The organism is Halomonas sp. DQ26W (assembly GCF_003339685.1).
In the GTDB taxonomy this organism is placed as follows: domain Bacteria; phylum Pseudomonadota; class Gammaproteobacteria; order Pseudomonadales; family Halomonadaceae; genus Halomonas.
This window is the reverse complement of record NZ_QPKI01000014.1, coordinates 1-25,203: the sequence shown is the minus strand read 5'-3', so window position 1 is coordinate 25,203 and position 25,203 is coordinate 1. Positions and strand designations below refer to the sequence as shown.

At 61.7% G+C, this 25,203-nt stretch carries 20 protein-coding genes; 16 read left to right on the top strand and 4 right to left on the bottom strand.

All coding sequences use genetic code 11. From position 1 onward, the window contains the following. Nucleotides 1-2: 2 nt before the first annotated feature. Nucleotides 3-2,840, top strand: coding sequence for a formate dehydrogenase subunit alpha (fdhF, locus tag DU490_RS09115; protein ID WP_114573994.1), 2,838 nt, complete (start codon nt 3-5; stop codon nt 2,838-2,840). Between the two features lie 173 nt (nt 2,841-3,013). Here fdhF and DU490_RS09110 read toward each other — a convergent pair whose 3' ends face one another. After that, complete coding sequence (locus DU490_RS09110) at nt 3,014-4,300, bottom strand: SRPBCC family protein (RefSeq protein ID WP_114573993.1); 1,287 nt, start codon at nt 4,298-4,300, stop codon at nt 3,014-3,016. Nucleotides 4,301-4,602: 302 nt separating this feature from the next. Between DU490_RS09110 and DU490_RS09105 the strand changes: the two genes are divergently transcribed. Next, nucleotides 4,603-5,709: a hybrid-cluster NAD(P)-dependent oxidoreductase gene (locus DU490_RS09105; protein ID WP_114573992.1), complete on the top strand. Its 1,107-nt coding sequence runs from the start codon at nt 4,603-4,605 to the stop codon at nt 5,707-5,709. Nucleotides 5,710-5,842: 133 nt separating this feature from the next. Here DU490_RS09105 and DU490_RS09100 read toward each other — a convergent pair whose 3' ends face one another. Together DU490_RS09100 and purU are read right to left on the bottom strand one after the other, a co-directional pair. Beyond that, entirely contained in the window at nt 5,843-7,396 is a 1,554-nt protein-coding gene (locus DU490_RS09100) for a trimethylamine methyltransferase family protein (protein WP_114573991.1), read from the bottom strand. Nucleotides 7,397-7,417: 21 nt separating this feature from the next. Next, on the bottom strand, nt 7,418-8,296 hold the full coding sequence (gene purU, locus DU490_RS09095; RefSeq protein WP_114573990.1) for a formyltetrahydrofolate deformylase: 879 nt from the start codon (nt 8,294-8,296) through the stop codon (nt 7,418-7,420). A 312-nt stretch (nt 8,297-8,608) separates the two neighbouring features. On the opposite strand from purU, the gene DU490_RS09090 reads away from it, so the two are divergent. The 8 genes from DU490_RS09090 to DU490_RS09055 all read left to right on the top strand — a co-directional run bounded on the left by DU490_RS09090 (nt 8,609) and on the right by DU490_RS09055 (nt 16,467). Further along, nucleotides 8,609-9,310, top strand: coding sequence for a corrinoid protein (locus DU490_RS09090; protein ID WP_114573989.1), 702 nt, complete (start codon nt 8,609-8,611; stop codon nt 9,308-9,310). Nucleotides 9,311-9,327: 17 nt separating this feature from the next. Beyond that, entirely contained in the window at nt 9,328-9,963 is a 636-nt protein-coding gene (locus DU490_RS09085; RefSeq protein ID WP_114573988.1) for a DUF1638 domain-containing protein, read from the top strand. Then, on the top strand, nt 9,951-10,256 hold the full coding sequence (locus tag DU490_RS09080; protein ID WP_114573987.1) for a virulence factor: 306 nt from the start codon (nt 9,951-9,953) through the stop codon (nt 10,254-10,256). Before DU490_RS09085 ends, DU490_RS09080 begins: the two co-directional genes overlap by 13 nt. Before the next feature lie 86 nt (nt 10,257-10,342). Then, complete coding sequence (locus tag DU490_RS09075) at nt 10,343-10,879, top strand: methylenetetrahydrofolate reductase C-terminal domain-containing protein (RefSeq protein WP_114573986.1); 537 nt, start codon at nt 10,343-10,345, stop codon at nt 10,877-10,879. Then, nucleotides 10,876-11,790 carry a dihydropteroate synthase gene (locus tag DU490_RS09070; RefSeq protein WP_114573985.1) on the top strand — a complete coding sequence of 305 codons (915 nt, stop codon included), beginning with the start codon at nt 10,876-10,878 and terminating at the stop codon, nt 11,788-11,790. The genes DU490_RS09075 and DU490_RS09070 overlap by 4 nt, the downstream gene beginning before the upstream one ends. Before the next feature lie 96 nt (nt 11,791-11,886). Further along, complete coding sequence (locus DU490_RS09065) at nt 11,887-13,920, top strand: ASKHA domain-containing protein (protein WP_114573984.1); 2,034 nt, start codon at nt 11,887-11,889, stop codon at nt 13,918-13,920. A 102-nt stretch (nt 13,921-14,022) separates the two neighbouring features. Further along, nucleotides 14,023-15,615 carry a peptide chain release factor 3 gene (locus DU490_RS09060; RefSeq protein WP_114573983.1) on the top strand — a complete coding sequence of 531 codons (1,593 nt, stop codon included), beginning with the start codon at nt 14,023-14,025 and terminating at the stop codon, nt 15,613-15,615. A gap of 90 nt (nt 15,616-15,705) precedes the next feature. Further along, entirely contained in the window at nt 15,706-16,467 is a 762-nt protein-coding gene (locus DU490_RS09055) for a TatD family hydrolase (protein WP_114573982.1), read from the top strand. 48 nt (nt 16,468-16,515) lie between these two features. On the opposite strand, the gene DU490_RS09050 is transcribed toward DU490_RS09055, so the two are convergent. Then, nucleotides 16,516-17,568 (bottom strand): folate-binding protein YgfZ, encoded by a 1,053-nt coding sequence (locus DU490_RS09050; protein ID WP_114573981.1) that lies wholly within the window; start codon nt 17,566-17,568, stop codon nt 16,516-16,518. Between the two features lie 162 nt (nt 17,569-17,730). Between DU490_RS09050 and DU490_RS09045 the strand changes: the two genes are divergently transcribed. The 6 genes from DU490_RS09045 (at nt 17,731) to DU490_RS09020 (ending at nt 24,980) form a co-directional block, all read left to right on the top strand. Next, on the top strand, nt 17,731-17,928 hold the full coding sequence (locus DU490_RS09045) for a hypothetical protein (RefSeq protein ID WP_114573980.1): 198 nt from the start codon (nt 17,731-17,733) through the stop codon (nt 17,926-17,928). An 18-nt stretch (nt 17,929-17,946) separates the two neighbouring features. After that, nucleotides 17,947-18,369 (top strand): OsmC family protein, encoded by a 423-nt coding sequence (locus tag DU490_RS09040; protein WP_114573979.1) that lies wholly within the window; start codon nt 17,947-17,949, stop codon nt 18,367-18,369. A gap of 67 nt (nt 18,370-18,436) precedes the next feature. Beyond that, nucleotides 18,437-20,458, top strand: a complete 2,022-nt coding sequence (gene uvrB / locus DU490_RS09035; protein ID WP_114573978.1) for an excinuclease ABC subunit UvrB — start codon at nt 18,437-18,439, stop codon at nt 20,456-20,458. A gap of 318 nt (nt 20,459-20,776) precedes the next feature. Further along, on the top strand, nt 20,777-22,282 hold the full coding sequence (locus DU490_RS09030) for a fumarate hydratase (protein ID WP_114573977.1): 1,506 nt from the start codon (nt 20,777-20,779) through the stop codon (nt 22,280-22,282). 219 nt (nt 22,283-22,501) lie between these two features. After that, nucleotides 22,502-23,920: a cardiolipin synthase gene (gene cls, locus DU490_RS09025; protein WP_114573976.1), complete on the top strand. Its 1,419-nt coding sequence runs from the start codon at nt 22,502-22,504 to the stop codon at nt 23,918-23,920. Nucleotides 23,921-24,062: 142 nt separating this feature from the next. Next, complete coding sequence (locus DU490_RS09020) at nt 24,063-24,980, top strand: LysR family transcriptional regulator (protein ID WP_114573975.1); 918 nt, start codon at nt 24,063-24,065, stop codon at nt 24,978-24,980. Nucleotides 24,981-25,203 lie beyond the last annotated feature (223 nt).

The window sequence follows — 25,203 nt, the reverse complement described above, 5'->3', positions numbered from 1 at the left end:
CCATGAATCAGGAAACCTTTACCCTGACCCTGGATGGGCATGAAATCATCGCCACGCCGGGGGAAACCCTGTGGCAAGTCGCCAAGCGTGCCGGCGAGACCATTCCCCATCTCTGCTTCAAGGATGCGCCGGGCTATCGCAGTGACGGCAACTGCCGTGCCTGCATGGTGGAGATCGAAGGCGAGCGCATACTGGCGGCGAGCTGTCTGCGCCAGGCCGCCCCCGGCATGGTGGTCAAGAGCGCGAACTCCGACCGTGCCCGGGTGGCACGTGAGGGCGTCATGGAGCTGCTTGCCGTCGACCAGCCCTCTCGCGAGAAGAGCCCCGATCGCTCCAGCCACTTCTGGTCCATGGCCGAGGCGCTCGCCGTCGATGCCGATGCGGTGCGCCAGTGGCTGCCGGAGCAAGGCGAGCGTAGCCAGCCGACGGTGCATCATGTCGCGGACCGAGAGTCGGCGCTGATGCAGGACCGCACCCACACGGCGATGGCCGTCGACCTCGATGCCTGCATCGAGTGCAACCTCTGCGTTCGCGCCTGCCGCGAAGTCCAGGTCAATGACGTCATCGGCATGGCTCATCGGGGCGCGGCGTCGAAGATCGTCTTCGACTTCGACGATCCCCTGGGTGATAGCACCTGTGTGGCCTGCGGCGAGTGCGTGCAGGCGTGTCCTACCGGAGCGCTGATGCCGGCCACCCTGGTTGATGCGGCCGGCCATGGCGACTCCCGCGCGGCAGATCGCAAGGTCGACTCGGTCTGCCCCTATTGTGGCGTAGGTTGCCAGTTGACCTATCACGTCAAGGATGACCGGATCCTCTTCGTCGAAGGACGCGACGGCCCGTCGAACCAGAATCGTCTTTGCGTGAAGGGCCGCTTCGGTTTCGATTACCCCAATCATCCCGCACGAATCAGCCGGCCCTTGATCCGCAAGGCCGGGGTGCCCAAGGGGCTTGATCCTGCCTTTGACCCTGCTGCGCCGTTGACCCATTTCCGTGAGGCGAGCTGGGACGAGGCGCTGGATATGGCCGCCGATGGTCTGAAGCGGCTCAAGGTCGAACATGGCCCCGCCGCGCTGGCCGGCTTCGGCAGCGCCAAGTGCACCAACGAGGAGGCCTGGCTGTTCCAGAAGCTGGTGCGAACCGGTTTCGGCACCAACAACGTCGATCACTGTACTCGGCTGTGCCATGCCAGCTCGGTGGCGGCGCTGATGGAGTGCATCGGTTCGGGGGCGGTCACGGCCTCGTTCATGCAGGCGGCCAAGGCCGACGTGGTTATCCTCACCGGCTGCAATCCGGCGATCAACCACCCGGTGGCGGCGACCTTCTTCAAGCAGGCAGCCAAGCGCGGCACCAAGTTCATCATCATCGATCCTCGTGGCCAGACGCTGGATACCTATGCGCACCTCAGCGTGCGCTTCACGCCAGGGTCCGACGTGTCGCTGTTCAATGCCCTGCTCAATGTGATCGTCACCGAGGGTCTCTACGACGAGGTCTATATCGCCCAACACACCGAGGGGTTCGAAGCGCTCAAGGCCCATGTGGCGCCCATGACCCCCGAAGCGATGACCGCCGCTTGCGGCGTCGACCCGGCCACCATCCGTGACGTGGCCCGCCTCTATGCCACGGCGGACAGGGCGATGATCTTCTGGGGCATGGGTATTTCCCAGCACACCCACGGCACGGATAACGCCCGTTGCCTCATCTCGCTTGCGCTGGCCTGTGGCCAGACCGGTCGTCCGGGCACGGGTCTGCATCCGCTGCGTGGACAGAACAACGTCCAGGGCGCTTCCGATGCGGGCCTGATCCCCATGGTGCTGCCCGATTACCAGCCCGTGGCGGATGCCCAGGTTCGTGCCGCTTTCGAAGAGCTATGGAGCACGCCGCTGGACGACCAGCCGGGGCTGACCGTGGTGGAGATCATCCACGCCATTCATGACGGCACGATCAAGGGCATGTATATCCAGGGCGAGAATCCCGCCATGTCCGATCCGGACCTGGATCATGCCCGCGCAGCCCTGGCGAAGCTGGAACACCTGGTGGTGCAGGATCTGTTCGTAACCGAGACCGCTCAGTTCGCCGATGTGATACTGCCGGCCTCCGCATGGCCGGAGAAGGATGGCACCGTCACCAATACCAACCGACAGGTGCAGCTTGGCCGGGCCGCCGTGCCCATGCCCGGGGAGGCGCGTACGGACTGGTGGATCATCCAGGAGATCGCCCGGCGCTTCGGCCTCGACTGGCGCTATGATCACCCACGCGACGTCTTCGCGGAAATGAAGCAGGGCATGCCTTCTCTGGATCACATCAGTTGGGAGCGCCTGGAGCGGGAGGCGTCGGTGACCTATCCCTGCCCGGCCGACGACGAGCCCGGGGCCGATGTGGTGTTCAGCGATGCCTTCCATACCACGAGCGGACGCGCATCCTTCTCTCCGACGCTGCCGCTGCCACCGGATGAGCCGATCGACGCCGACTACCCGGTCGTGCTCACTACGGGGCGCCAGTTGGAGCACTGGCATACCGGCTCCATGACCCGGCGAACCAAGGTGCTCGACGAGCTGGAGCCGGAGGCGGTGGCGACCCTGGCCCCGGCGGAGATGCGCCGGTTGGGGGTAGAGCCCGGCTCCGTCATTACCGTCACCACGCGCAGGGGGAGCATTACTCTGTCGGTGCGTACCGACCCGGGCATGCCCGAGGGCATGGTGTTCGTGCCGTTCTGCTACGCCGAGGCCGCCGCCAATATCCTGACCAACCCGGCGCTGGACCCCTTCGGCAAGATACCCGAGTTCAAGTATGCCGCCTGTCGCTTGAACCGAGGGGAGGCGGCGCTGGCAGCGGGCCGCTGAGGAGTCGGTCAACCGCCCGTCGCGGGAGAGCTGCGGGCTTGGTGTACACGCTCATCGCCAGGAGCAGTCCGCTGCAAATGACTGGTTATGCCTGGAAGGCATCGACGGATACGAAAGAGTGTGGAACGACGGGACCCGCGCAGAGGCGGGTCCCGTCGGGTTTGGCGTTCAGATCAGCCACGTACTATCTGAAGGCTCGGTGCGGCCTGGCCGAGATGTTCCTGAAGTCGCTCGCAGTACCAGTCGATGAAGTCGATGACGCCGAACTCGTAGGTGGGCGAGTAGGGCCCGGGTGAGTAGGCCTTCGAGTTGATGCCGCGCTGGTTCTCTTCGGCTAGTCTCCGGTCCTGGTCGTTGGTGGCATCCCACACGCGACGCAGTGCCGTGGGGTCGTAGTCCACACCCTCCACCGCGTCCTTGTGCACCAGCCACTTGGTCGTCACCACGGTCTGCTGTGGTCCCAGAGGCATGACGCGGAAGACTACCGCGTGATCGCCCATGACGTGGTTCCAGGAGTTGGGCAGGTGCAGGATGCGCAGCGAGCCCATGTCGGGTTCGTTCAGCTCGCCGAGCAGCCGCTTGCAGCCCTGTTTGCCGTCCATGGTCATGGAGACGCGCCCTTCGAGCAGGGGGGTGCGGGTCAAGCGATTCTGGCGGCCGTAGCGCTGCAGCTCCCAGGGTGTATCCAGCGCATCCCAATCGTCCTGTTTCCTGGCGACCAGAGCCTTGTAGGCGTCGGTTGCACGGGGGTCGTCGGTATCGTCGAACTCCTGCAGCGAGTTGAGCAGCTCCGGGTGGGCGCCGTTACAGTGATAGCACTCGCGATTGTTCTCGATCACGAGTTTCCAGTTCGCCTGCTCGACGATGGTGGACTCCACTGCGACCTTGGCATTATCCAGGCCATGGGGCGCCACATAGCGCGACAGACTCGCCAGGAAATCGTCGATGGGGGGAGGGGCGTCGGCAAGGCAGATGAAGAGGAAGCCGCCGGCGCTCTCTGCGGCGATGGGGCGCAGCCCATACTCGGCGAGGTCGAAGTCGTCCCCCATGTCGCTACCGGCGAACAGTAACCGGCCGTCGAGCTCATAGGTCCACTGATGGTAGGGGCAGACCAGTTTGGCCACCTTGCCGCGCGCCTGGGTGCAGAGCCTCGAGCCGCGATGGCGACAGACATTGTGAAACGCGTGAATGGCACCCTCGGCACCGCGGATGATGATGACGGGGTTGTTGCCCACGTCGAGGGTAAGGTAATTCCCCTTGGCCGGTATCTCGCAGCTCATGCCGGCAAACAGCCACTCCTTCTCGAAGATCGTCTCCATGTCGAGGGCGAAGATTCCACCATCGTTGTAGAACGGCTGTGCCAGCGAGAAGCCGGGCTGGCGGTTGTCAAGACGAAAGGCCACATCGTGACGAATGGCAGATAGCGGGTCGTCGAGCGGCGAGGGAGTGGCAGTGGACATCAAGGGCATCCTTTTTGACGGGCTGGAACGAGGTTCGCGTCATCCGAGACCTTGCGGAACCATCGGAGGCAAGCAGAGTGTGGTCTAGCGTCGAGACGGGTCCATGCCTTGCAGCGACGTCGACAGGCGTGGTTACGACCTTGGCCTGGCCAATGGCTTGCTCGTCTGACCCCTTCAGGCAAGTCGATGTCGCTGGCAGAACAATGGGGGGCGTCACCCAGCCCTCAAAATGCCCTCAAACAACGCTCTAGCCATTCAACGGCTGGCCCTGACCTCCTTGCTTACCCTTGGCGAGACGAAATATGACAATGAACTTTCTCAATCCTGTCACTACCCAGACATGGACCAACGGCCGTCACCTGGTGCGCTGCGTCAAGGTGATTCAGGAGACCTGGGATGTGCGTACCTTCTGCTTCATGGCAGAGCAGCCGGTGCTGTTCTTCTTCAAGCCGGGACAGTTCGTGACGCTGGAGCTGGAGATCGATGGTGAATCGATCATGCGCTCCTACACCATTTCCAGTTCGCCATCGGTGCCCTACAGCTTCTCGATCACCGTGAAGCGGATTCCCGGCGGCAAGGTCTCCAATTGGCTGCACGATAATCTTTCGATCAATGATGAGCTTGCCGTACATGGGCCGGTGGGAAACTTCAATGCCATCGACCACCCGGCAGATAAGGTCCTGATGCTTTCCGGCGGTGTGGGCATCACGCCGCTGATGTCCATGGCCCGCTGGTTCTTTGATACCAACGCCATGGTCAACCTGGAATTCGTGCACAGCGCACGCACTCCCGGTGACATCATCTATCATCGAGAACTCGAACATATCTTCTCGCGTATCCCCGAGTTCAAGCTGCATCTCGTCTGTGAGCGCAGTGATGAGCTGGGGTTGCCCTGGGCGGGGTTTCGCGGCTTTCTCACCCCCGCCATGTTGGCGCTGATGGTGCCGGACTTCCTCGAGCGGGAAATATTCTGCTGCGGCCCCACGCCTTATATGAAGGCGATTAAACAACTGCTGCGCGACAACGACTTCGACATGAGCCGTTATCACGAGGAGTCCTTCGGTGCCACGCCACTGGATGTGCGGGAAGAGGTGATGGAACTGGCGGAGCAAGCTGAGCATGCCGCCGACGCGATCGAAGCGGCTGACAAGGTCCTCGTCGAGTTCCGTGCCACCGGCAAGAGCGTACGGATTCCGCCCGGAGAAACAGTGCACTCGGCAGCGGCCAGGCTGGGACTGCACATACCTAAAGCCTGCGGCATGGGCATCTGTGGCACCTGCCGGGTGCCGCTGGCTTCCGGCGAGGTGGCAATGGAGCACAACGGCGGTATTACCGATGAGGATGTCGCCGAAGGCTATATTCTTTCATGCTGCAGTACGCCCAAGGGCAATGTGGTCGTCGATTTCTAATTCGGATCCCGGTAGTCACCGCCGGCGGTGATGGTATCGATCAGGTCGGCGGGGCCCTTGTCATCACCAAGGGGGTAGGGTCTCCAGCCTTTAGGTCGGCCGACTTGGTGGGACCGGTCGGCGTCGTGGGTAATCAGATGTTGGAATCGGCAAAGCCGGCCTTACGCGTGGCCATGTAGTCCAGTAGGGCATCATCGATCACCGGGTCCAGAGCTGGCGCTTCGTATTCGGCGAGTTGTTTTTTCCAGCGCACGTTGGCTCGCTGGGCCATGTCCAGCCGGCCATCCGCGTCCCACTGCTCGAAGCTGTTGTTGTCACTGATCGGCGAGAGGTAGAAGGCATCCTTGAAGTTGGCCTGGGTGTGCGTGCAGCCCAGGAAGTGCTTGCCGGGGCCGACCTCGCGAATTGCGTCCATGGCCTGGCCGTTGTCCGACAGGTCGACGCCCTTGAGCAGGGTTTGCATCATGCCGGTCTGGTCGGCGTCCATGATGAACTTCTCGTAGCCCATGGCCAGCCCGCCCTCGAGCCAGCCGGCCGAATGCAGGGCGAAGTTGACCCCTCCCAGAGTGGTAGGCAGCAAGGTGTTGGCACTTTCGCTAGCGGCCTGGGCGTCGGGGAGCTTAGAGGCGGTCAGCGAGCCGCCGGAGCGGAAGGGCACGCCGAGCCGGCGAGCCAGATTGGCCATTACGTAGAGCACCAGCGCTGGCTCCGGCGTACCGAAGGTGGGCGCGCCGGACTGCATCGACATGGAGCTGGCAAAGCTGCCCATCACCACCGGTGCGCCCTGACTGACCAGTTGGATGAAGGCCATTCCGGCCATGGCTTCGGCCAGGGTCTGAGCGGCGGTGCCGGCCACGGTCACCGGCGACATGGCGCCGGCCAGGATGAAGGGGGTGATAATGCACGCCTGGTTGGCACGGGCGTAGACCTTGGCGGCACCCAGCATGGTGTCATCGAAGGTCATCGGCGAGTTGGCATTGATCAGGCTGATCACGCAGGTGCGCGGCTTTCCGGTCTCGGGATCCATCCAGCGATCGCCGAACAGTATCTTGGCCATTTCCACCGTGTCCCGGGCGCGGTCTGGGTGTGTCACCGAGCCCATGAAGCATTTGTCAGAGTACTTCATGTGGCTGTAGATCATATCGAAGTGGCGCTTGTTGACCGGTAAGTCGACTGGCTCACAGATGGTGCCGCCCGAGTGGTGTAGGCTCGGCGACAGAAAGGCCAGCTTGACGAAATTCTGAAAGTCCTCGAGCGTGCCGTAGCGACGACCCTGATCGATGTCGTACACGAAGGGACAGCCGTAAGCGGGTACGTAGACAGTGTGCGGGCCGCCTATCTCGACGTTGCGTGCCGGGTTGCGTGCCTGCTGGGTGAACTGGCGCGGGGCGTTGTCTTGGATCAGCCGGCGGCACAGGCCGCGGGGGATGCGCACTCGTTCGCCCTGTACATCAGCCCCGGCATCGCGCCAGATCTGCAGGACCTCTTCGTCGTCTCGAAAGTCGATTCCCACCTCCTCGAGGATGGTGTCGGCATTGTGCTCGATGATTGCCAGCCCCTCTTCTTCGAGTACCTCGTAGTGGGGGATCTGTCGGGTGGCATAGGGCGGTGCCGCGGCCTGGGTGCCGCCTTGGCTCCTTCGGCGGCCGCTTGCGCGGGTGCGGCGGCGATTAGTGGGAACGGTCATGTTGGTCTCCTTATCCTTCCGTCAACGGAATACGACGGTTTTGTTGCCGTTGGTGAAGACGCGATGTTCCAGGTGGTACCGCACGGCGCGTGACAAGGCCATGTTTTCGGCGTCGCGTCCCACGGCGGCCAGTTGCGCCGGGCTGTAGGTGTGATCCACACGCTCGACGACCTGCTCGATAATCGGGCCTTCATCCAGGTCGGTGGTGACGTAGTGGGCCGTAGCGCCGATCAGCTTGACGCCCCGCTCGAAGGCCTGGTGATACGGCTTGGCGCCCTTGAAGCCGGGCAGGAAGGAGTGGTGAATATTGATGGCTCGTCCCGTCAGCTCCTCGCAAAAATTCGAAGAAAGAATCTGCATATAGCGGGCCAGAACGACCAGGTTGGCCCCGGTTTTCTCGATGATTTCCAGCAGTTTTCTTTCTTGATCGTGCTTGGACTCCGGGCTGACGGGCAGATGATAGAAGGGAATCTCATACCAGTCGGCCAATCGCTGGAGATCGGGATGATTGGAGATAATGGCAGGAATCTCCATCTTGATTTCCCCCGTGCGCTGGCGGTACAGAAGATCGTCCAGGCAGTGGTCGAATTTCGACACCATGATCAGCACCTTTTTCGGGGTGAGGGTGTCGTGCATTTCCCACTTCATGGCGTCACGTTCGGCGACGCCATGACCAAACTCATCCTTGAGTTCTTCCAGCGGCGGCGTGGTACCCGGCGTTGTGGAAAAGACGCATCGGACATAGAAGTTGCCCGTGTCGATCTCATCGAACTGCGCCAGTTCCATGATGTAGCATTGGCGCTGGGCCAGGTAGGTGCTGAGGCGAGATACGGTACCGATGGCGCCTCGGCAGCTTGCCTTGAGAACGTAGATGTTCTTCCCTTCGCTCATTGCGGGCATGGCTACCCTCACTGACTTGGTTGTTGTTGTGTTCTGCCAGGCAATGTACTCCGACCGTGCTTTGGTGCATGTCTGGAGACGACGCAAAGCGTCGTTGCTGCGACCGGGAAGGGAGGAGTCGATGGTTGTAAAATATGATTTAAATCAATGTTCTTTAAAGGCCCTTTTAAGGATCTTTCCGAATATTCGGCATGACGTTTCTCGGCATGGATGCGTCGCTTGCATGGATGTGGCTTTCACGCAGTGCGCCTACTCTGCTCTCGTAACCATCACTCTTGCCGGGTAGGGGTGACATATCGGGAGCGGAGCGCCATGACAGAACCGTACAATGAAGACGAAGACTTCGATCTCAACGACCTGCCGGATGATGAGCTGGTCGAGCAGATGCACGACGATCTTTACAATGGTCTACGCGAGGAGGTGGTAGAAGGCACTGATATCCTCTTGGCGCGTGGCTGGAGTGCCAGCCGGGTACTCGATGAGGCGCTGGTCGGTGGAATGGCTATCGTCGGCGTCGATTTCCGCGATGGCATCCTCTTTGTTCCAGAGGTGTTGATGGCGGCCAATGCGATGAAAGGGGGCATGGAAGTGCTGCGTCCTCTGTTGGTAGCATCTGGCTCCCAGACCATCGGCAAGATCGTGATCGGTACCGTCAAGGGCGACATTCACGACATCGGCAAGAACCTGGTGTCGATGATGATGGAGGGGGCTGGTTTCGAGGTGATCGATATCGGTATCAATATTCCGGTGGAGACCTACCTCGAAGCATTGGAGGAGCACAAGCCGGATATTCTCGGCATGTCGGCGCTGCTGACCACCACCATGCCTTACATGAAAGTCGTCATCGATACCCTGGTCGAAAAGGGGCTGCGTGATGACGTTATCGTCATGGTCGGTGGCGCCCCGCTCAATGAGGAGTTCGGCAAGGCGATCGGAGCGGATGCCTACTGTCGCGATGCCGGGGTGGCGGTCGACATGGCCAAGGAACTCATTTCCCAGCGTCGCGCCGCCTGACGCCTGGAGGCCTGCCCATGTCATCCGTGCTGATCATCGCCTGCGGGGCCCTGGGCAGGGAGATCCAGGCCTTGATCGCTGCCAATGGCTGGCGCGACGTGCGTCTGGAGTGTCTGCCGGCGGACCTTCATAACCGTCCGGAACGCATCCCTGTGGCGGTGAGCAACAAGTTGGCAAAGGTGCCGGATGATACGCGCATTCTTGTTGCCTATGGCGACTGCGGGACCGGCGGGCGGCTGGATGCTGTGCTGACGGCCCATGGTGCCGAACGGCTGCCGGGGGCGCACTGCTATGACATCTATGCCGGGGAAGCGGTGATGGCAGCGCTGGGCGACCAGGAGCCGGGCACCTTTTATCTGACTGACTTCCTGGTGCGCCACTTCGATCGGCTGGTGATTCAGGAACTGGGCATCGAGCGCCATCCCCAACTGGCCAGCCAATATTTTGCCCACTATCGCCGGCTGGTCTATCTGTCGCAGCGTTGCGACCCCGCCCTCGAGGCCAAGGCGCGCCGGGCGGCGCAACGGCTGGGGCTGCCCTTTGAGGGGCGGCACACCGGCTATGGCGGACTGGAAACTGCGTTGGTGCGTCTGGTGGAGTCGGACGACGAGACGAGTGTACCGATCAGCGAGGACGTCACATGGCCGCATTGACCATCGTCAGTTGGCGGGGCATCCCCGCTCAGGTGATCGTCAAGCAGGGGCGCAAGAGCGCCAAGGTGCTGCTGTCGCCGCGCTTCCAGCACGCCATCGATCGTGCGGCCATGCGTGCCGGCAAGGGCGGTTCGGAGGCGTACATGGCGGACTGGCAGCGCGGCGCGCCGCGCGAGTGCGGCGACGACTTGCAGGCAGAGGCGGAAGCCGAAGCGGCGCGCATCGAGGCCCGCTTCGACGATGAGGCTCTCAAGCGGCTGGTGCGACAGAAGGGGCTGGCTTGTCCCGCCTGAGTGAGCGCAGCGACAGCGGCCGCACGACAACAACAATGAGCATGACCGCTGCCATGCGCGAGTCACGGCGGGCAAGGAGGGTAAAAATGTACAAGGTGAGGCGCTGGGTGGTACGCCACGCCCGGCTATTCGAGAATGCGTACCGCGGCTTCGAACCGCCCATGGTGAGGCTCCACCCCTTGTGGCGTCGGATTGGCTATGCGCGGGCCGAAGTGCTGGTCAAAGCCATCGAGAAACACGTCAAAGGGTTTCTATTCGATTGTCAGATGTGCGGTAAGTGCACGCTCTCCGCCACCGGTATGTCGTGCCCCATGAACTGCCCGAAGAACCTGCGCAATGGACCCTGCGGCGGCGTGCACGTCAACGGGCACTGCGAAGTCAAGCCGCACATGCGCTGTGTCTGGGTCGAGGCGTGGGAAGGCAGTCGTCGGATGAAGTATGGCGATCGCATCCAGGTGGTGCAGCAGCCAGTGGATTTTCGCCTTAAAAACACCTCCTCCTGGCTGCGCGTGGTGCGTGAGTTGGCCGCTCATCCAAATCACGTCTGTCGTGATGGCAACGATAGACGGCAACAACAAGACACCACTATTGAGAAAGACACCACTATTGAGGAAGTCCCATGACAGACACCGTCATCAGCTCACACAAGAAGGAGGTCGTGCTCGGCTTCGAACGGCCCTTCGTGGTCATCGGCGAGCGCATCAATCCCACCGGGCGCAAGCAACTGGCCGCGGAAATGGCCGCTGGCGACTTCTCCCGCGTGGTAAAGGACGTGGAGGACCAGTTGGCACATGGCGCGCACATGCTGGATGTCAACGCCGGCATTCCGCTTGCCGACGAGCCGGCCATCCTGGCCCAGACCATCGAGCTGGTGCAGTCGCTGACCGACGTGCCGTTGTGCATTGACTCATCGATCATCAAGGCGCTGGCGTCGGGCCTTTCCGTCTACAAGGGCAAGGCGCTGGTGAATTCTGTCACTGGCGAGGACGATAGCCTCGAGGCGGTGTTGCCGCTGGTCAAGAAGCATGGTGCGGCGGTGGTGGCGATCAGCAACGACGAGACGGGCATCTCCCAGGACCCGGACGTGCGCTTCTCTATTGCCAAGAAGATCGTCGAGCGCGCCGCCGACCACGGCATTCCCACCTGTGACGTGGTGGTTGACCCGCTGGTGATGCCGATCGGTGCCGTGGGCTCGGCGGGCCGTCAGGTGTTTGCTCTGTGCCACCGGCTGCAGAAGGAGCTCAAGGTCAACACCACCTGCGGGGCCTCCAACGTCAGCTTTGGCCTGCCTAACCGAAACGGCATCAATGGCGCGTTCATGAGCATGGCCATCGCCTCGGGGATGACCTCGGCGATCACCAACCCGCTGCACAGCGAGATCATTACCGCGATCATGGGTGCCGACGTGATGATGGGTCACGACCCCGACTGCATGCGCTGGATTCAGAAGTTCCGCGAGCCCCCGGCGTTGGGCGCGGACGGTACCGAGGGGCGGGGGCGGCGCCAGACCCGCCGTCGTCGGGCCATCAACTGAGGCTGGATTGTCGCATGACCAATGACAACGAATGACCGAAGCGCCTCGCACGAGGCGCTTCGCCCCTGAATGAACCTCTAACGGACGGTGGCCCACATGCCGGATGCTGACGATGCGCTCGTAGTCTTTACGCCTTCCGGTCGCCGTGGGCACTTTCCGGTGGGCACGCCGGTGCTGGAAGCCGCCCGCGCATTGGGGGTCGACATCGATTCGGTGTGCGGCGGTCGCGGTCTGTGCGGCCGCTGCCAGGTAGACCTCTGCGAGGGCCGCTTCTCCAAGCACGGGGTCGAGTCGTGGCTGGATCACCTCACCGCCAAGAGCGACACCGAGCAGGCATGGGAGACGCGTCGTGGACCGCTGTGTGATGGTCGCCGGCTGAGCTGCTCGACCCGGCTGCTCGGCGACGCCGTAATCGACGTGCCCGTCTCGAGCCAGGTGCACCGGCAGATCGTGCGTAAACGCGCCGAGGCGCTCGATATCGAGCTCGACCCCATCGTGCGTCTCTACTACGTGGAGGTGCAGGCACCGGACCTGCATGCCCCCGCGTCCGACCTGCGTCGCCTCAAGGACGCCCTGGCCCATGAATGGCAGCTGAGTGAACTTGAAAACGACATCCGCGTCGTTCAGCAACTGCAGGCGGCCCTGCGACAGGGTGGCTGGGGCGTGACCGTTGCAGTCTACGACGATCGGCGCATTATCGGTGTGTGGCCGGGTTTCCAGGAGCAGGTCTATGGCATAGCGGTGGACGTTGGCTCCACGACCATCGCCGCCCACCTGTGCAACCTGCAGACCGGCGCAGTGGTCGCCTCCTCGGGGCGCATGAACCCGCAGATCCGCTACGGCGAGGACCTGATGAGCCGGGTCTCCTATATCATGATGAACCCTGGCGGGGAGCTGACCATGACGCGCTCGGTGCGCGACGCCCTGAACGCGCTCATCGTGGAGATGGCCACCGAGGCGGACGTACGCGTGGATGCCATTCTCGAGGCCACCTTCGTCGGCAATCCGATCATGCAGAGCCTGGTGTTCGGGATCAATCCGGTGGAGCTTGGTGGGGCGCCCTTTGCCCTGGCCACCGACGAAGCTATCGATGGGCTGTGGGCCACTGAGTTGGACCTTGTCATCCACCCCAACGCACGGGTCTATGGCCTGCCGTGCATCGCCGGGCACGTGGGGGCAGACACCGCAGGCATGATCCTCTCCGAGACGCCCTACCTGGGCGAGGAGTTGATGCTGCTGGTGGACGTGGGCACCAACGCGGAGATCGTGCTGGGCAACCGCCATCGCCTGCTGGCCTGCTCCAGTCCCACCGGTCCGGCCTTCGAGGGTGCTCAGATCAGCGGCGGGCAGCGAGCGGCCGCCGGCGCCATCGAACGGGTGCGCATCAACCCGCTGACGCTCGAGCCGCGCTACAAGGTGATCGGCGGCGAGCTGTGGTCCGACGAGCCGGGGTTCGACGAGGGCGTGGCGCCCTACGGGGTCACCGGCATCTGCGGCTCGGGCATCATCGAGGTCATCGCCGAGATGTACCTGGCCGGCATTATCAACCAGGACGGTGTCGTGCAGGGCAGCCTGGCCGAGCGCAGCGAGCGGGTCGTGGCCGACGGACGCACCTTCTCCTACATCCTGCACCGCGACGACAACCGCACCCTGGCCATCACCCAGAACGATATCCGTGCTGTCCAGTTGGCCAAGGCCGCGCTCTACGCCGGCATCCGCCTGTTGATGGAGCAATTCGGCACCCAGCACGTTGAGTGCATTCGTCTCGCCGGAGCCTTCGGTGCTCACATTGACGTCAAGTACGCCATGATCCTGGGCCTGATCCCCGACTGTGATCTTGAGCACGTCAACTCGGCTGGTAATGCCGCCGGCACGGGGGCGCGCATCGCGCTGCTCAGCCGCAGGGCGCGCCGCGAAATCGAGGAAGTGGTGCGCCGCGTGCAAAAAGTCGAGACCGCCACCGAACCACGCTTCCAGGAGCACTTCGTGGCCGCCATGGCGATTCCCCATCGACACGACCTCTTCCCGCACTTGAGCGCCCATGTGACACTGCCGTCGGTAATGGAGCAGAGCGGGGGGGGATCCAGCGCCGGCCGTCGCCGTGGCCGTGGCCGTGGCCGGCGAGCCTAACCCTACAACTGCCGCCCGCAAAGGCTTAGAATGGCGTCATCTCTCCATTCACTTCGGGTGTCGGCCACGGCCGGCATCGCACAAACGGCGATACGCAACTTCATGGCGGACTCCTCCACTCTGGCCCGGGAAGTCGGGCTGCGCAGAACTTTCGCAATCATCTCGCACCCCGATGCGGGTAAGACCACCATCACCGAGAAGATGCTGTTGTTCGGCAATGCCATCCAGCTCGCCGGTTCGGTGAAGAGCAAGCGCAACGACCGGCATGCCACTTCTGACTGGATGAAGATGGAGCAGGAGCGGGGCATATCGGTGACCACCTCGGTCATGCAGTTCCCCTACGGGGGGCGTATCGTCAACCTGCTCGATACTCCGGGCCATGAGGACTTCTCCGAAGACACCTACCGTACCCTCACGGCGGTGGACTCCGCGCTGATGGTGATTGACGGGGCCAAGGGCGTCGAGGCCCGTACCATCAAGCTGATGGAGGTGTGTCGCCTTCGCACCACGCCGATTCTTACCTTTGTCAACAAGATGGACCGCGAGACTCGAGACCCCGTGGAGGTCATGGACGAGGTCGAGAAGGTGCTCGATATCCAGTGTGCGCCCATGACCTGGCCAATCGGCATGGGGCGCAACTTCAAGGGGGTCTACCACCTTTACAACGATGTGGTCCATCTCTACACCCAGGGTCAGGGGAGCCGGATCCCAGAGGACAGGCGAATCGAGGGGCTCGATAATCCCGAGGTTGATACGGTACTCGGCGAGGATCTGGCCGAGGAGCTGCGCATGGAGGTGGAGCTGGTGCGTGGAGCGTCACACGCGTTCGATCACGCTGCCTATCTGCGCGGTGAGCTGACCCCGGTCTACTTCGGTACCGCCATGGGCAATTTTGGCGTGCGGGAGATGATGGATGGCTTCGTCGAGCATGCGCCGCCACCCCAGCCACGGGAGACCGATACCCGCAGCGTGGAGGCGGCTGACACTAGATTCACCGGCTTCGTGTTCAAGATCCAGGCCAACATGGATCCCAATCATCGTGACCGTATTGCCTTCCTGAGGGTCTGTTCCGGCAAGTACGAAAAGAACATGAAGATGCGCCATGTACGTATCAAGAAGGACGTCAAGATTGCCGATGCGCTGACCTTTATGGCCTCCGATCGTACCCAGGTCGAAGAGGCCTGGCCTGGCGACATCATCGGCCTGCACAATCATGGCACCATCCAGATTGGCGACACCTTCACCGTCGGTGAGGACATGCGCTTTACCGGCATTCCGCACTTTGCCCCGGAGCTTTTCAAGCGCGTACAGCTCAAGGATCCGCTCAAGCTAAAGGCCCTGCAGAAGGGCTTGCAGCAGCTGTCGGAGGAGGGCGCCACCCAGTTGTTCCAGCCGCTGGACAACAATGACCTCATCCTTGGCGCCGTGGGTACCCTGCAGTTCGACGTGGTGGCTCATCGCCTCAAGGAGGAGTACAAGGTCGACTGCGTCTACCAGCCGGTCAACGTGCAGACCGCACGCTGGGTTTATTGCGAAGATGCCAAGATGCTTGAGGAATTCAAGCGCAAGGCGAGTGCCAACCTGGCGATAGATGGCGGCGGCTATCTGACCTACATTGCTCCTACACGTGTCAATCTGCAGATGACCCAGGAGCGCTGGCCGGAGGTCCGCTTCGCCGCGACTCGGGAGCACTAGTCGCAACCGTGCCCAGGCGCTGGCTGGCGAGTGCGCCAACGAATCAGGAATGAGGCACGTGCCAACGTCGAGTGAACAAGGAGAGCTGGGATGCTGATCGACGCTCACTGCCATCTCGATTTTCCCGACTTCGACGACGACCGTGAGGCGATGTTCGAACGGGCCCTACAAGCCGGGGTCGGCCACTTCATGGTGCCGGGAACCACCCGCGAGCGCTGGCCCGCCGTTTTGGCGCTGGGCAAGCGAGACGATGTCAGCATCAGTCTGGGCCTGCACCCCTATTTCATGAACCAGCATAGGGTAGAGGATGTCGAGGCGTTGGCGCAGGCCCTGGATGAGCACCCCGAGGTGAGGGTGCTAGGAGAGTGCGGGATCGATGCCCGCTTCGAGGAGATCCTGGACGACCAGTGGACGCTGTTCAACGCCCAGCTTCACCTGGCCAAGTCGCGCCATTTGCCGGTGGTGACCCACTGCGTTCATGCCAACGACAAGCTCTCTCAGCGGTTGCGACAGCTCGATCTGCCTGCCGGCGGCCTGATTCATGCGTTTGCCGGCTCGCCAGACCAAGCCTGGAAATTCCTCGATCTCGGTTTCGTGGTGGGGCTGGGTGGTGCCGTCACCTATGAACGCGCGCAGCGCCTGTGGCGAGCGGTCAGGAGCCTGCCCGAGGATGGCTTCGTGCTGGAGACCGATAGTCCGGACATGCCGTTGTGCGGCCATCAGGGGCAGCGTAACGAACCGGCACGGATCGGCCAGGTCTGCGAGATGGTAGCGAAACTGCGCGGCGTGGCGCCGGAGGCTGTCGCCGTGCAGAGCACGGCGACAGCCAGGCGGGTGTTTGGTCTTTCCTGAGGGCTTGTTCTAGTTGCTTGTTCTAGTTGCTTGTTCTAGTTGCTTGTTCTAGTTGCTGTCCTGGACGCTTGCCAAGGCCAGGCTTTCGGGGTCGAGCCGCTCGATCGGGTAGGGCAGCTTCATCAGCTTGACTGGCTGACCATCGACGCTCAGTGGTCCGATATCCTCTCTGGTGCTGGTCACGGCCAGTATCTCGGGCTGGCCGTAGGCATCCATTTCAGCGGCCAGTACCTCGCCCTGGGACTTACCGTTCCCGTCGAGCAGCGGCGTGCCGAGCACCGGCAACTTGTCTCCCTCCAGTTGGGCCCGTGCCAGCCGCTTCTTGACCTGGCCGCGAAAATGGGCGCGCGCTACCACCTCCTGTCCGGTATAGCACCCCTTCTTGAAGCTGATGCCACCTAGTGCTTCCCAGTTGATCATCTGTGGCAGCAGGGCGTCCTGGTGGGCGGGCGTCAGCCAGGCGAGCCCGGCTTGAATATCATGGAGACACCAGACGGCATTGCCGACAAGGCTCGCCTGTGGGGTCAGGCGAGAGACGGTCTCCCCAACTGCCTCGATGGGAACACACGCCAGCAGTCGGGGCTGCGGACCGGGGTGTCCCAGGAGCTGACGTTCGACATCGCCTGCCTGGCGCCAGAGCGCTGGGGGCAGCAGGTCGAAATTTACCTCGGCCAGGGGCGCTGCCTCCTTGCCGATCAGTCCGAGCAGGGCGAGGTCGTTGCGTACCTTGAGCTCGGACTTGTAGAAGGGGGCGAATTTAGTGAGATGTGAGCGTAGCGGTTCGACCAGGCCACGATGCAGTATCAGACGATAGTGATCGGCGGCGATTCGCAACAGCTGGGCATTGGCCAGCATCCGTCCCTTAGCGGTACAGAAGCAGGTCAAAGGAGCGAAGTCGCCATTGGCCAGGTCAACCTGGGCACTGGTCTGGCCCTGGAGGAACTTGCCTGCGCCTGGGCCAATGACGTCGAGCACGCCCAGATGGACGAGCGGGGTGATGACGGTGGCATCCAGTGCCAGTCGGGCCGGGTCTGGAGTGTCGAAGTCGACCCGGTCCTCACTCTTGCGCTGCCACTCCAGGGCGGTAATCCAGTCACTCATTGCCTGTGGCTCCAGCTGCGTCATGTCGGGAAGAGGATGGTTGTGATACCTAGGGTATGCGGGCAAAGGCAGGAAATTGCAACCGGCTGTCGGTCGGTAGGTAGCATGCTAAACTCGTCTATCCAATGTCTGCCATCTCACCCGCCGAGTCAGGAGTCCTATATGGCACAGCAATCGCTGAGCTTTCGCGGCGTGGAGAACGCCGATCAGGTCAACCGTATCACCACGGTACTGATGATGCTGGATGGCGTCGAGTCGGCCGAGGTCGGCCGCCATGGGGCTGACGTGCAGGGGCGCGTCTCCCGGGAGGCCCTGATCAAGGCCGTGCTAACGCTCAAGCTTCCCATCGAAGTCGAGTAACCCAGTCGAGGCCGGTTCATGAAAAAGACCATTGAAATCATCAGTGAGCGCAACAGCACCTTTCGTCAGCGGGCCGAAATGGAAGGCTTCGAGGATGTCTTTGTCGACGTCCCCAAGGCCTTCGGCGGTGAGGGCGGCGCTCCGGACCCCCATGACTATTTCGACCTGTCGCTCGGCGCCTGCAAGGCGATAACCGCCCAGATGTACGCTAAGCGCAAGAAGTGGCCGTTGGAGGGTGTCAGCGTCACGGTCAATCGGGATGACAGCGAGGAACCGAAGGGGACCTACCGACTCGAAGTGGTGATGACGTTCCACGGTATCGACGATCCAGAGCAGCGCGCGCGGCTCGAGGAAATCAGCCACAAGTGCCCCATCCATCGCCTGATCACCCGTTCAACGGTGGAAGTTACCACTCGCACTGCCGATATTGCCGAGTCGTGAGTGATCGGCAGTCCGATATTGTCACACCCTGGCGCCAGCTCGGCGCCCGGCGTATTCCGGAGCCGGCATGAGCAAGCCCTTTCGCCTTCAGTCTAACTTCCAGCCGGCCGGTGACCAGCCGGCGGCCATCGAGAGCCTGATCAGCGGGCTGGAGTCGGGGCTGGCGCACCAGACGCTGCTGGGAGTCACCGGCTCGGGCAAGACTTTCACCATGGCCAATGTGGTAGAGCGGTTGCAGCGCCCGACCATCGTCATGGCACCTAACAAGACCCTGGCGGCCCAGCTCTACGGTGAATTCAAGTCGTTTTTCCCCGACAACGCCATCGAGTACTTCGTCTCCTATTACGATTACTATCAGCCCGAGGCCTATGTGCCATCGTCGGATACCTTCATCGAGAAGGATGCCTCGATCAACGAGCACATTGAGCAGATGCGGCTGTCCGCTACCAAAGCCTTGCTGGAACGACGCGATGCGCTGATCGTGGTCTCGGTATCGGCGATCTACGGCCTGGGCGATCCTGACCAGTACCTCAAGATGCGACTGCATTTCACACGTGGCGAGCTGATCGATCAGCGTTCCTTCCTGCGCCGACTGGCAGAGCTTCAGTACACCCGTAACGACATGGACTTCAAGCGCGGCACCTACCGTGTGCGCGGCGATGTCATCGATATCTATCCGGCCGATTCCGACGAGGAGGCGGTGCGTGTGGAACTGTTTGACGACGAGATCGACTCGATCCGTCTTTTCGACCCGCTGACCGGCGAGGTGCGCGGCAAGGTGCCGCGTATGACCATCTACCCCAAGAGCCACTACGTGACACCGCGGGAGACCATCGTCGCGGCGGCGGACCGGATCAAGATCGAACTGGTCGAGCGCCTCGAGTGGTTGCGCAAGCACGATAGGCTGGTGGAAGCGCAGCGGCTGGAGCAGCGCACCCTCTACGACCTGGAAATGATGCATGAGCTGGGTTATTGCAATGGCATCGAGAACTACTCGCGCTACCTGTCCGGACGGGCACCGGGCGAACCGCCCCCAACCTTCTTCGACTATCTGCCGGCGGACGCGCTGTTGTTCATCGACGAGTCCCACGTCAGCGTTCCCCAGGTTGGCGGCATGTACAAGGGCGACCGGTCACGCAAGGAGACGCTGGTGGAGTACGGCTTCCGCCTGCCTTCAGCGCTGGACAATCGACCGATGAAATTCGAAGAGTGGGAGCGAATCTCACCCCAAACCATCTTCGTTTCGGCGACACCCGGGCCCTACGAGGCGGCACACGCCGGCCAGCTCGTCGAGCAGGTCGTGCGCCCAACCGGACTGCTCGACCCGGAGCTCGAGGTTCGCCCGGCGACGACGCAGGTGGATGACCTGCTTTCCGAGATAAGGTTGCGCACCGATGTTGGCGAGCGGGTGCTGGTCACCACCCTGACCAAACGCATGTCGGAAGACCTCACGGAGTACCTCGACGAGCACGGCGTGCGCGTGCGCTACCTGCATTCCGATATAGACACCGTTGAGCGTGTCGAGATCATTCGCGACCTGCGCCTGGGCAAGTTCGACGTGCTGGTGGGCATCAACCTGTTGCGCGAGGGCCTCGACATCCCCGAAGTTTCTCTGGTGGCGATCCTCGACGCCGACAAAGAAGGTTTCCTGCGCAACGAACGCTCGTTGATTCAGACCATCGGGCGGGCGGCGCGTAACGCCCATGGCAAGGCGATTCTCTACGGGGATCGGCTGACCGATTCGATGCGTCGTGCCATGGAAGAAACCGAGCGGCGCAGGGCCAAGCAGATCGAGCACAATGCGACCCACGGCATTACCCCCACCACGATAACGCGCTCGGTGGCCGACATCATGGAAACCGCCCGGACGCCGGGCAAGAAGGGCGGCCGCAAGCGCGGTGATCGTCAGGTAGCCGAAGGTGCTGCGATCTATGATCTCAACGCCCTGTCACCGGGAGAGTTGTTCAAGGAAGTCTCCCGCACGGAGGACGCCATGTTCGAAGCGGCTCAGAACCTGGAATTCGAGGAAGCGGCACGGTTACGAGACCGGCTGCATGAACTCAAGGAGCGTCAGCTGGCGCTGGGTTAGTCCAGCGCAGATAGTCTGCTGCGCTCGTGACGCCAATCCACGGGTAGCCTTGTTGCCTTATCGTGAAATCGCCTTTGATGATGGAAGCCACGCCGTCTGAGATAGCCTTCCACATCCCCTGGCCGATAGCCATGCAGATAAGCATAAGCCCACGTATTATACCGTTATCTTTCATGGGTCTAATGCGCCCTTAGACCTTGGCGGCAGAACACTGTAGAGGAGGGCAGGATACGCTATAATCCGTCACCACTTCAGTCTGTCATGGCCATCGATAGGTAGTGCCATGCCTGCCCGACAATGCCGAGGAGTGCCTAGTTCATGACCGTGATCCGCCAGGATGACTTGATCCAGAGCGTCGCCGATGCCCTGCAATACATCTCCTACTATCATCCCAAGGACTTCATCGACGCCATGGCGGCGGCCTATGAACGGGAAGAGAATCCCGCGGCCAAGGATGCCATCGCCCAGATCCTGATCAATTCACGGATGTGTGCCACCGGCCACCGGCCTATCTGCCAGGATACCGGGATCGTGACGGTCTTCGTCCATGTCGGTATGAACGTACGCTGGGAAGCTGACATGAGCCTCGATGACATGATCAACGAAGGCGTGCGCCGTGCCTACCAGCTCCCCGACAACGTGCTGCGTGCCTCTGTGCTCGCCGACCCGGACGGGGCGCGCAAGAATACCGGTGACAATACACCGGCCATCATCCACCACAAGATCGTGTCTGGCGACAGCGTCGACGTGTATGTCGCAGCCAAGGGAGGCGGCAGCGAGGCGAAGTCCAAGTTTGCCATGCTCAACCCCTCCGACAGCGTGGTTGACTGGGTCATGGAGCAGCTTCCTAAGATGGGGGCCGGCTGGTGCCCGCCCGGCATGCTGGGCATCGGCATCGGCGGTACCGCCGAGAAGGCCATGGAGATTGCCAAGGAGGCGCTGCTGGATCCCATTGATATCCAGGAGTTGCAGGCTCGTGGTGCTTCCAACCGTGCCGAAGAGCTGCGCCTCGAGTTGTTCGACAAGGTCAACAAGAGCGGTATTGGGGCGCAGGGTCTCGGTGGACTGACCACCGTGCTCGATATCAAGGTGAAGGATTACCCGACTCATGCCGCCAACAAGCCGGTAGCGATCATTCCCAACTGCGCCGCGACTCGGCATGCACACTTCACGCTCAACGGCTCTGGTCCCGCGGCACTGCCGGTGCCGAAACTCGAGGATTGGCCGGAAATCACCCGCGAGGCCGGCGACAACGTCAAGCGTGTCGACCTCGACACCGTGACCCCGAATGACGTGCTGACCTGGCAACCCGGTGACACCTTGTTGCTCAATGGCAAGCTGCTTACCGGCCGTGACGCCGCTCATAAGCGCATGGTCGAGATGCTGGCGAAGGGCGAAAGCCTGCCGGTCGACCTGAAAGGACGCTTCATCTACTACGTGGGACCGGTGGATCCGGTGCGTGACGAGGTCGTTGGTCCGGCCGGGCCGACCACGGCAACACGCATGGATAAGTTCACTCGTACCATGCTGGAAGAGACGGGGCTGCTTGGCATGGTCGGCAAGGCCGAGCGTGGGCCAGCAGCCATCGAAGCCATCCGCGACAACAAGGCGGTCTACCTGATGGCCGTGGGTGGCTCAGCCTACCTGGTGGCACAGGCCATCAAGAAGTCCCGTGTGGTGGGCTTCCAGGATCTGGGCATGGAGGCGATCTACGAATTCGAAGTGGAGGACATGCCGGTTACCGTTGCGGTCGACAGCCAGGGTTCCTCGGTGCATCAGACCGGCCCTGCCAAGTGGAAGGCGATCATCGCCGAGCGAGCGTAAACGAAGCTAAAGAAGCTCGTGCTTAGCCGGGTGAAGTCCTGCGAGGAGGCGATGTAAACCCATCCTTGGGCGCTACATTTGCCATCCAAATGACCTCCTCTTCGGCCTGCCCCCGGCGCTCCTCGCTATTCAAATGGTTCTGCTCAGCGGCCCCGCCAACTGGCGGGGCCGCTGTCGTCTGAGGTATGCTGTAGGGCGCTGTTTTTTCAGGGAGAGGATATGACATCCTGGTTTTTCGGCCTGGCAATATTTCTGGTGCACCTGCTGGGGTTTTTCTCGGCAGTCCTGGCCCTGCTGTCCAGTCGAACCTCCCAGGGGGCCGTTGCCTGGATCATCTCTCTGGTGACAATTCCCTACCTTGCGGTCCCAGCCTACTGGATCTTCGGCCGTCCCCGCTTCTACGGTTATGTGTCGGCTCGAGGCGAGCGTGACACCGTGCTTCGCAGGGTCCTGGCCAACTATCGTGAGCGGCTCGAACCCTTCCTGGCGGACGCCCGCAACCCCGACGTTCGTGCTGTGGAGAAGTTGGCGTTGATGCCGCTCACCAGCGGTAATCAAGCTGAACTGCTGATCGACGGGGACGCCACCTTCGCCAGTCTATTTGCGGGCATCGATGCGGCGGAGGAGTACCTCCTGGTTCAGTTTTTCATCGTTCGCAATGATGCCTTGGGTCTCAAGCTCAAAGATCGCCTGCAGCAGGCGGCCGAACGCGGGGTACGTGTCTATTTCCTGTTCGATGAAGTAGGCAGCCGAAATCTCTCCGAGGGCTATCTTCGCGACCTGAGCGATGCCGGTGTCGAGGTCAGTGCCTTTCGATCCTCGCGCGGCTTCAAACATCGCTTTCAACTTAATTTTCGCAATCATCGCAAGGTACTGGTGGTGGATGGGTGCGAGGGCTGGTTGGGGGGCTTCAATGTTGGTGTCGAATACCTTGGCGAACATCCCCGGCACGGACCCTGGCGCGATACGCATCTCAAGCTAACCGGACCCAGCGTGTTAGGGCTGCAGGAGGCCTTCTGGGAAGACTGGCACTGGGCCACTGGCACGGTCATCAATTTGACATGGGAGCCCCGCGTCACCTGCGAGGAGTGCCAGAATGTCGTCATCGTGCCTTCCGGGCCGGCGGATCGTCAGGAAACCGCCAGCCTGTTGGTACAGCATGCCATCCATAGTGCTAACGAACGTCTTTGGGTGACCAGTCCCTATTTCGTCCCCGACCAGGGGGTGCAGGATGCCTTGCGCCTGGCCGCTATGCGCGGAGTCGACGTCCGCATCATGATTCCCGAACGTCCAGACCACCTGCTGATCTACTTGTCGGCGTTTTCGTTCCTGCCCGACATGGTGCGAGCCGGGGTCAAGGTCTATCGTTACCAGCCTGGTTTCCTGCATCAGAAGGTGATCCTGATCGATGACAGTGCCGCGGCCGTGGGGACTGTCAACCTGGACAATCGTTCGTTTCGCCTCAATTTCGAGATCACAGCGTTCATCCCCGATCGCCGCTTCGCGGGCGAGGTTCGCCTTATGCTTGAAAGGGATTTTGCCGATTGCCGTCGAATCAGCCATGACGAATTACAGCGCCGGCCACTCTGGCAAAAGCTTATCTCGCGAGCCGCCTACCTGACCGCGCCAATACAGTAACAACTTGCTCCATGTCGCCTTGGGTTAGGCTTGTGACTGGGTTACATTAGGGCCTGCCTGAAACGCCCACATGGCTTGCCTGCACTCCGCCATCGGTGGTTTTCATCAATGTCTATTGTCAATGTCGTCATCGGGAGTTGCGGTGAACCTCGAGACCAAATGGCTGGAAGATTTCGTTGCCCTGGCCAGCACCCGTAGTTTTTCCGCCTCCGCTCGCCAGCGGCATGTCACCCAACCAGCGTTCAGTCGCCGAATCCGTTCATTGGAACAGGCGGTCGGAGTCACCTTGGTTGATCGCTCCACCACGCCAATCAACCTGACCCCGGAAGGGCAGTTGTTTCTGGTGACAGCGCGCAACCTCGTCGAACAGCTCAATGAATGCCTGGGCCACCTGCGCGGTGTTTCCATGGCACGCGAAGCCCTGGATATCGTTGCCGCCCATTCCCTGGCCCTGAGCTTCTATCCCGAGTGGATATCCCGCCTGCAGGAAGGCCTGGGTGAGTTACCGACGCGGCTGGTGGCCATGAACGTGGGGGAGGCGATTCATGTACTGCGTGAAGGCAACTGCGACCTGATGCTCGCCTATCACGACCAGTATGCGACCATGCAACTCGATGCCGGAGTCTTCCCTTCTTTCTCTATCGGCCAGGTCAATATGCTGCCAGTGAGCCTGCCGGATAAACGGGGCAAGCCACGCTTCAGCCTCGACAGCCAGGACCCGATTCCGTATCTCTCCTATACCCAGGGTGCGTTCCTCGGCCGCAGCGTGCGTATGTTGCTGAAGAACGACCCCTTGCGCCTGCGTCTGCGTACCATCTATGAAACGGCCATGGCCGAGGGGCTCAAGGGCATGGTGTTGCAGGGCGTCGGCCTGGCCTGGATACCCGATTTCTGTATTCGCGATGAACTCAAGAACGGCCGCCTGGTTCGGGCCGGTGACGACAAGTGGGATGTGCCGTTGGAGATACGCCTCTACCGCTGCTCGCTGGTCCATAAGCCGGGGGTCGAGAAGCTGTGGCGGCAGATGATGAAGCTTCCCCGTGACTTCCTGCAGGCGTAAGGAGCGCTGGAAAACGTTTCCTGATTACTCACATTGATCAGCCATCGGGCCAATTTTGAGCCACACTGAAAGAGCTTGGATGGTCAAGAAGTTATAACTCGCCCTCCCTTAGCGACTTTCTCCACCAACGTTGCCACACCATCTTGTAGGAGGAAGCTTTAGCTCACGACTGGAGGCCGAAGGACTCCCGGCGGTGTTGCCCGGCGTTGGCGATAACCGGTAA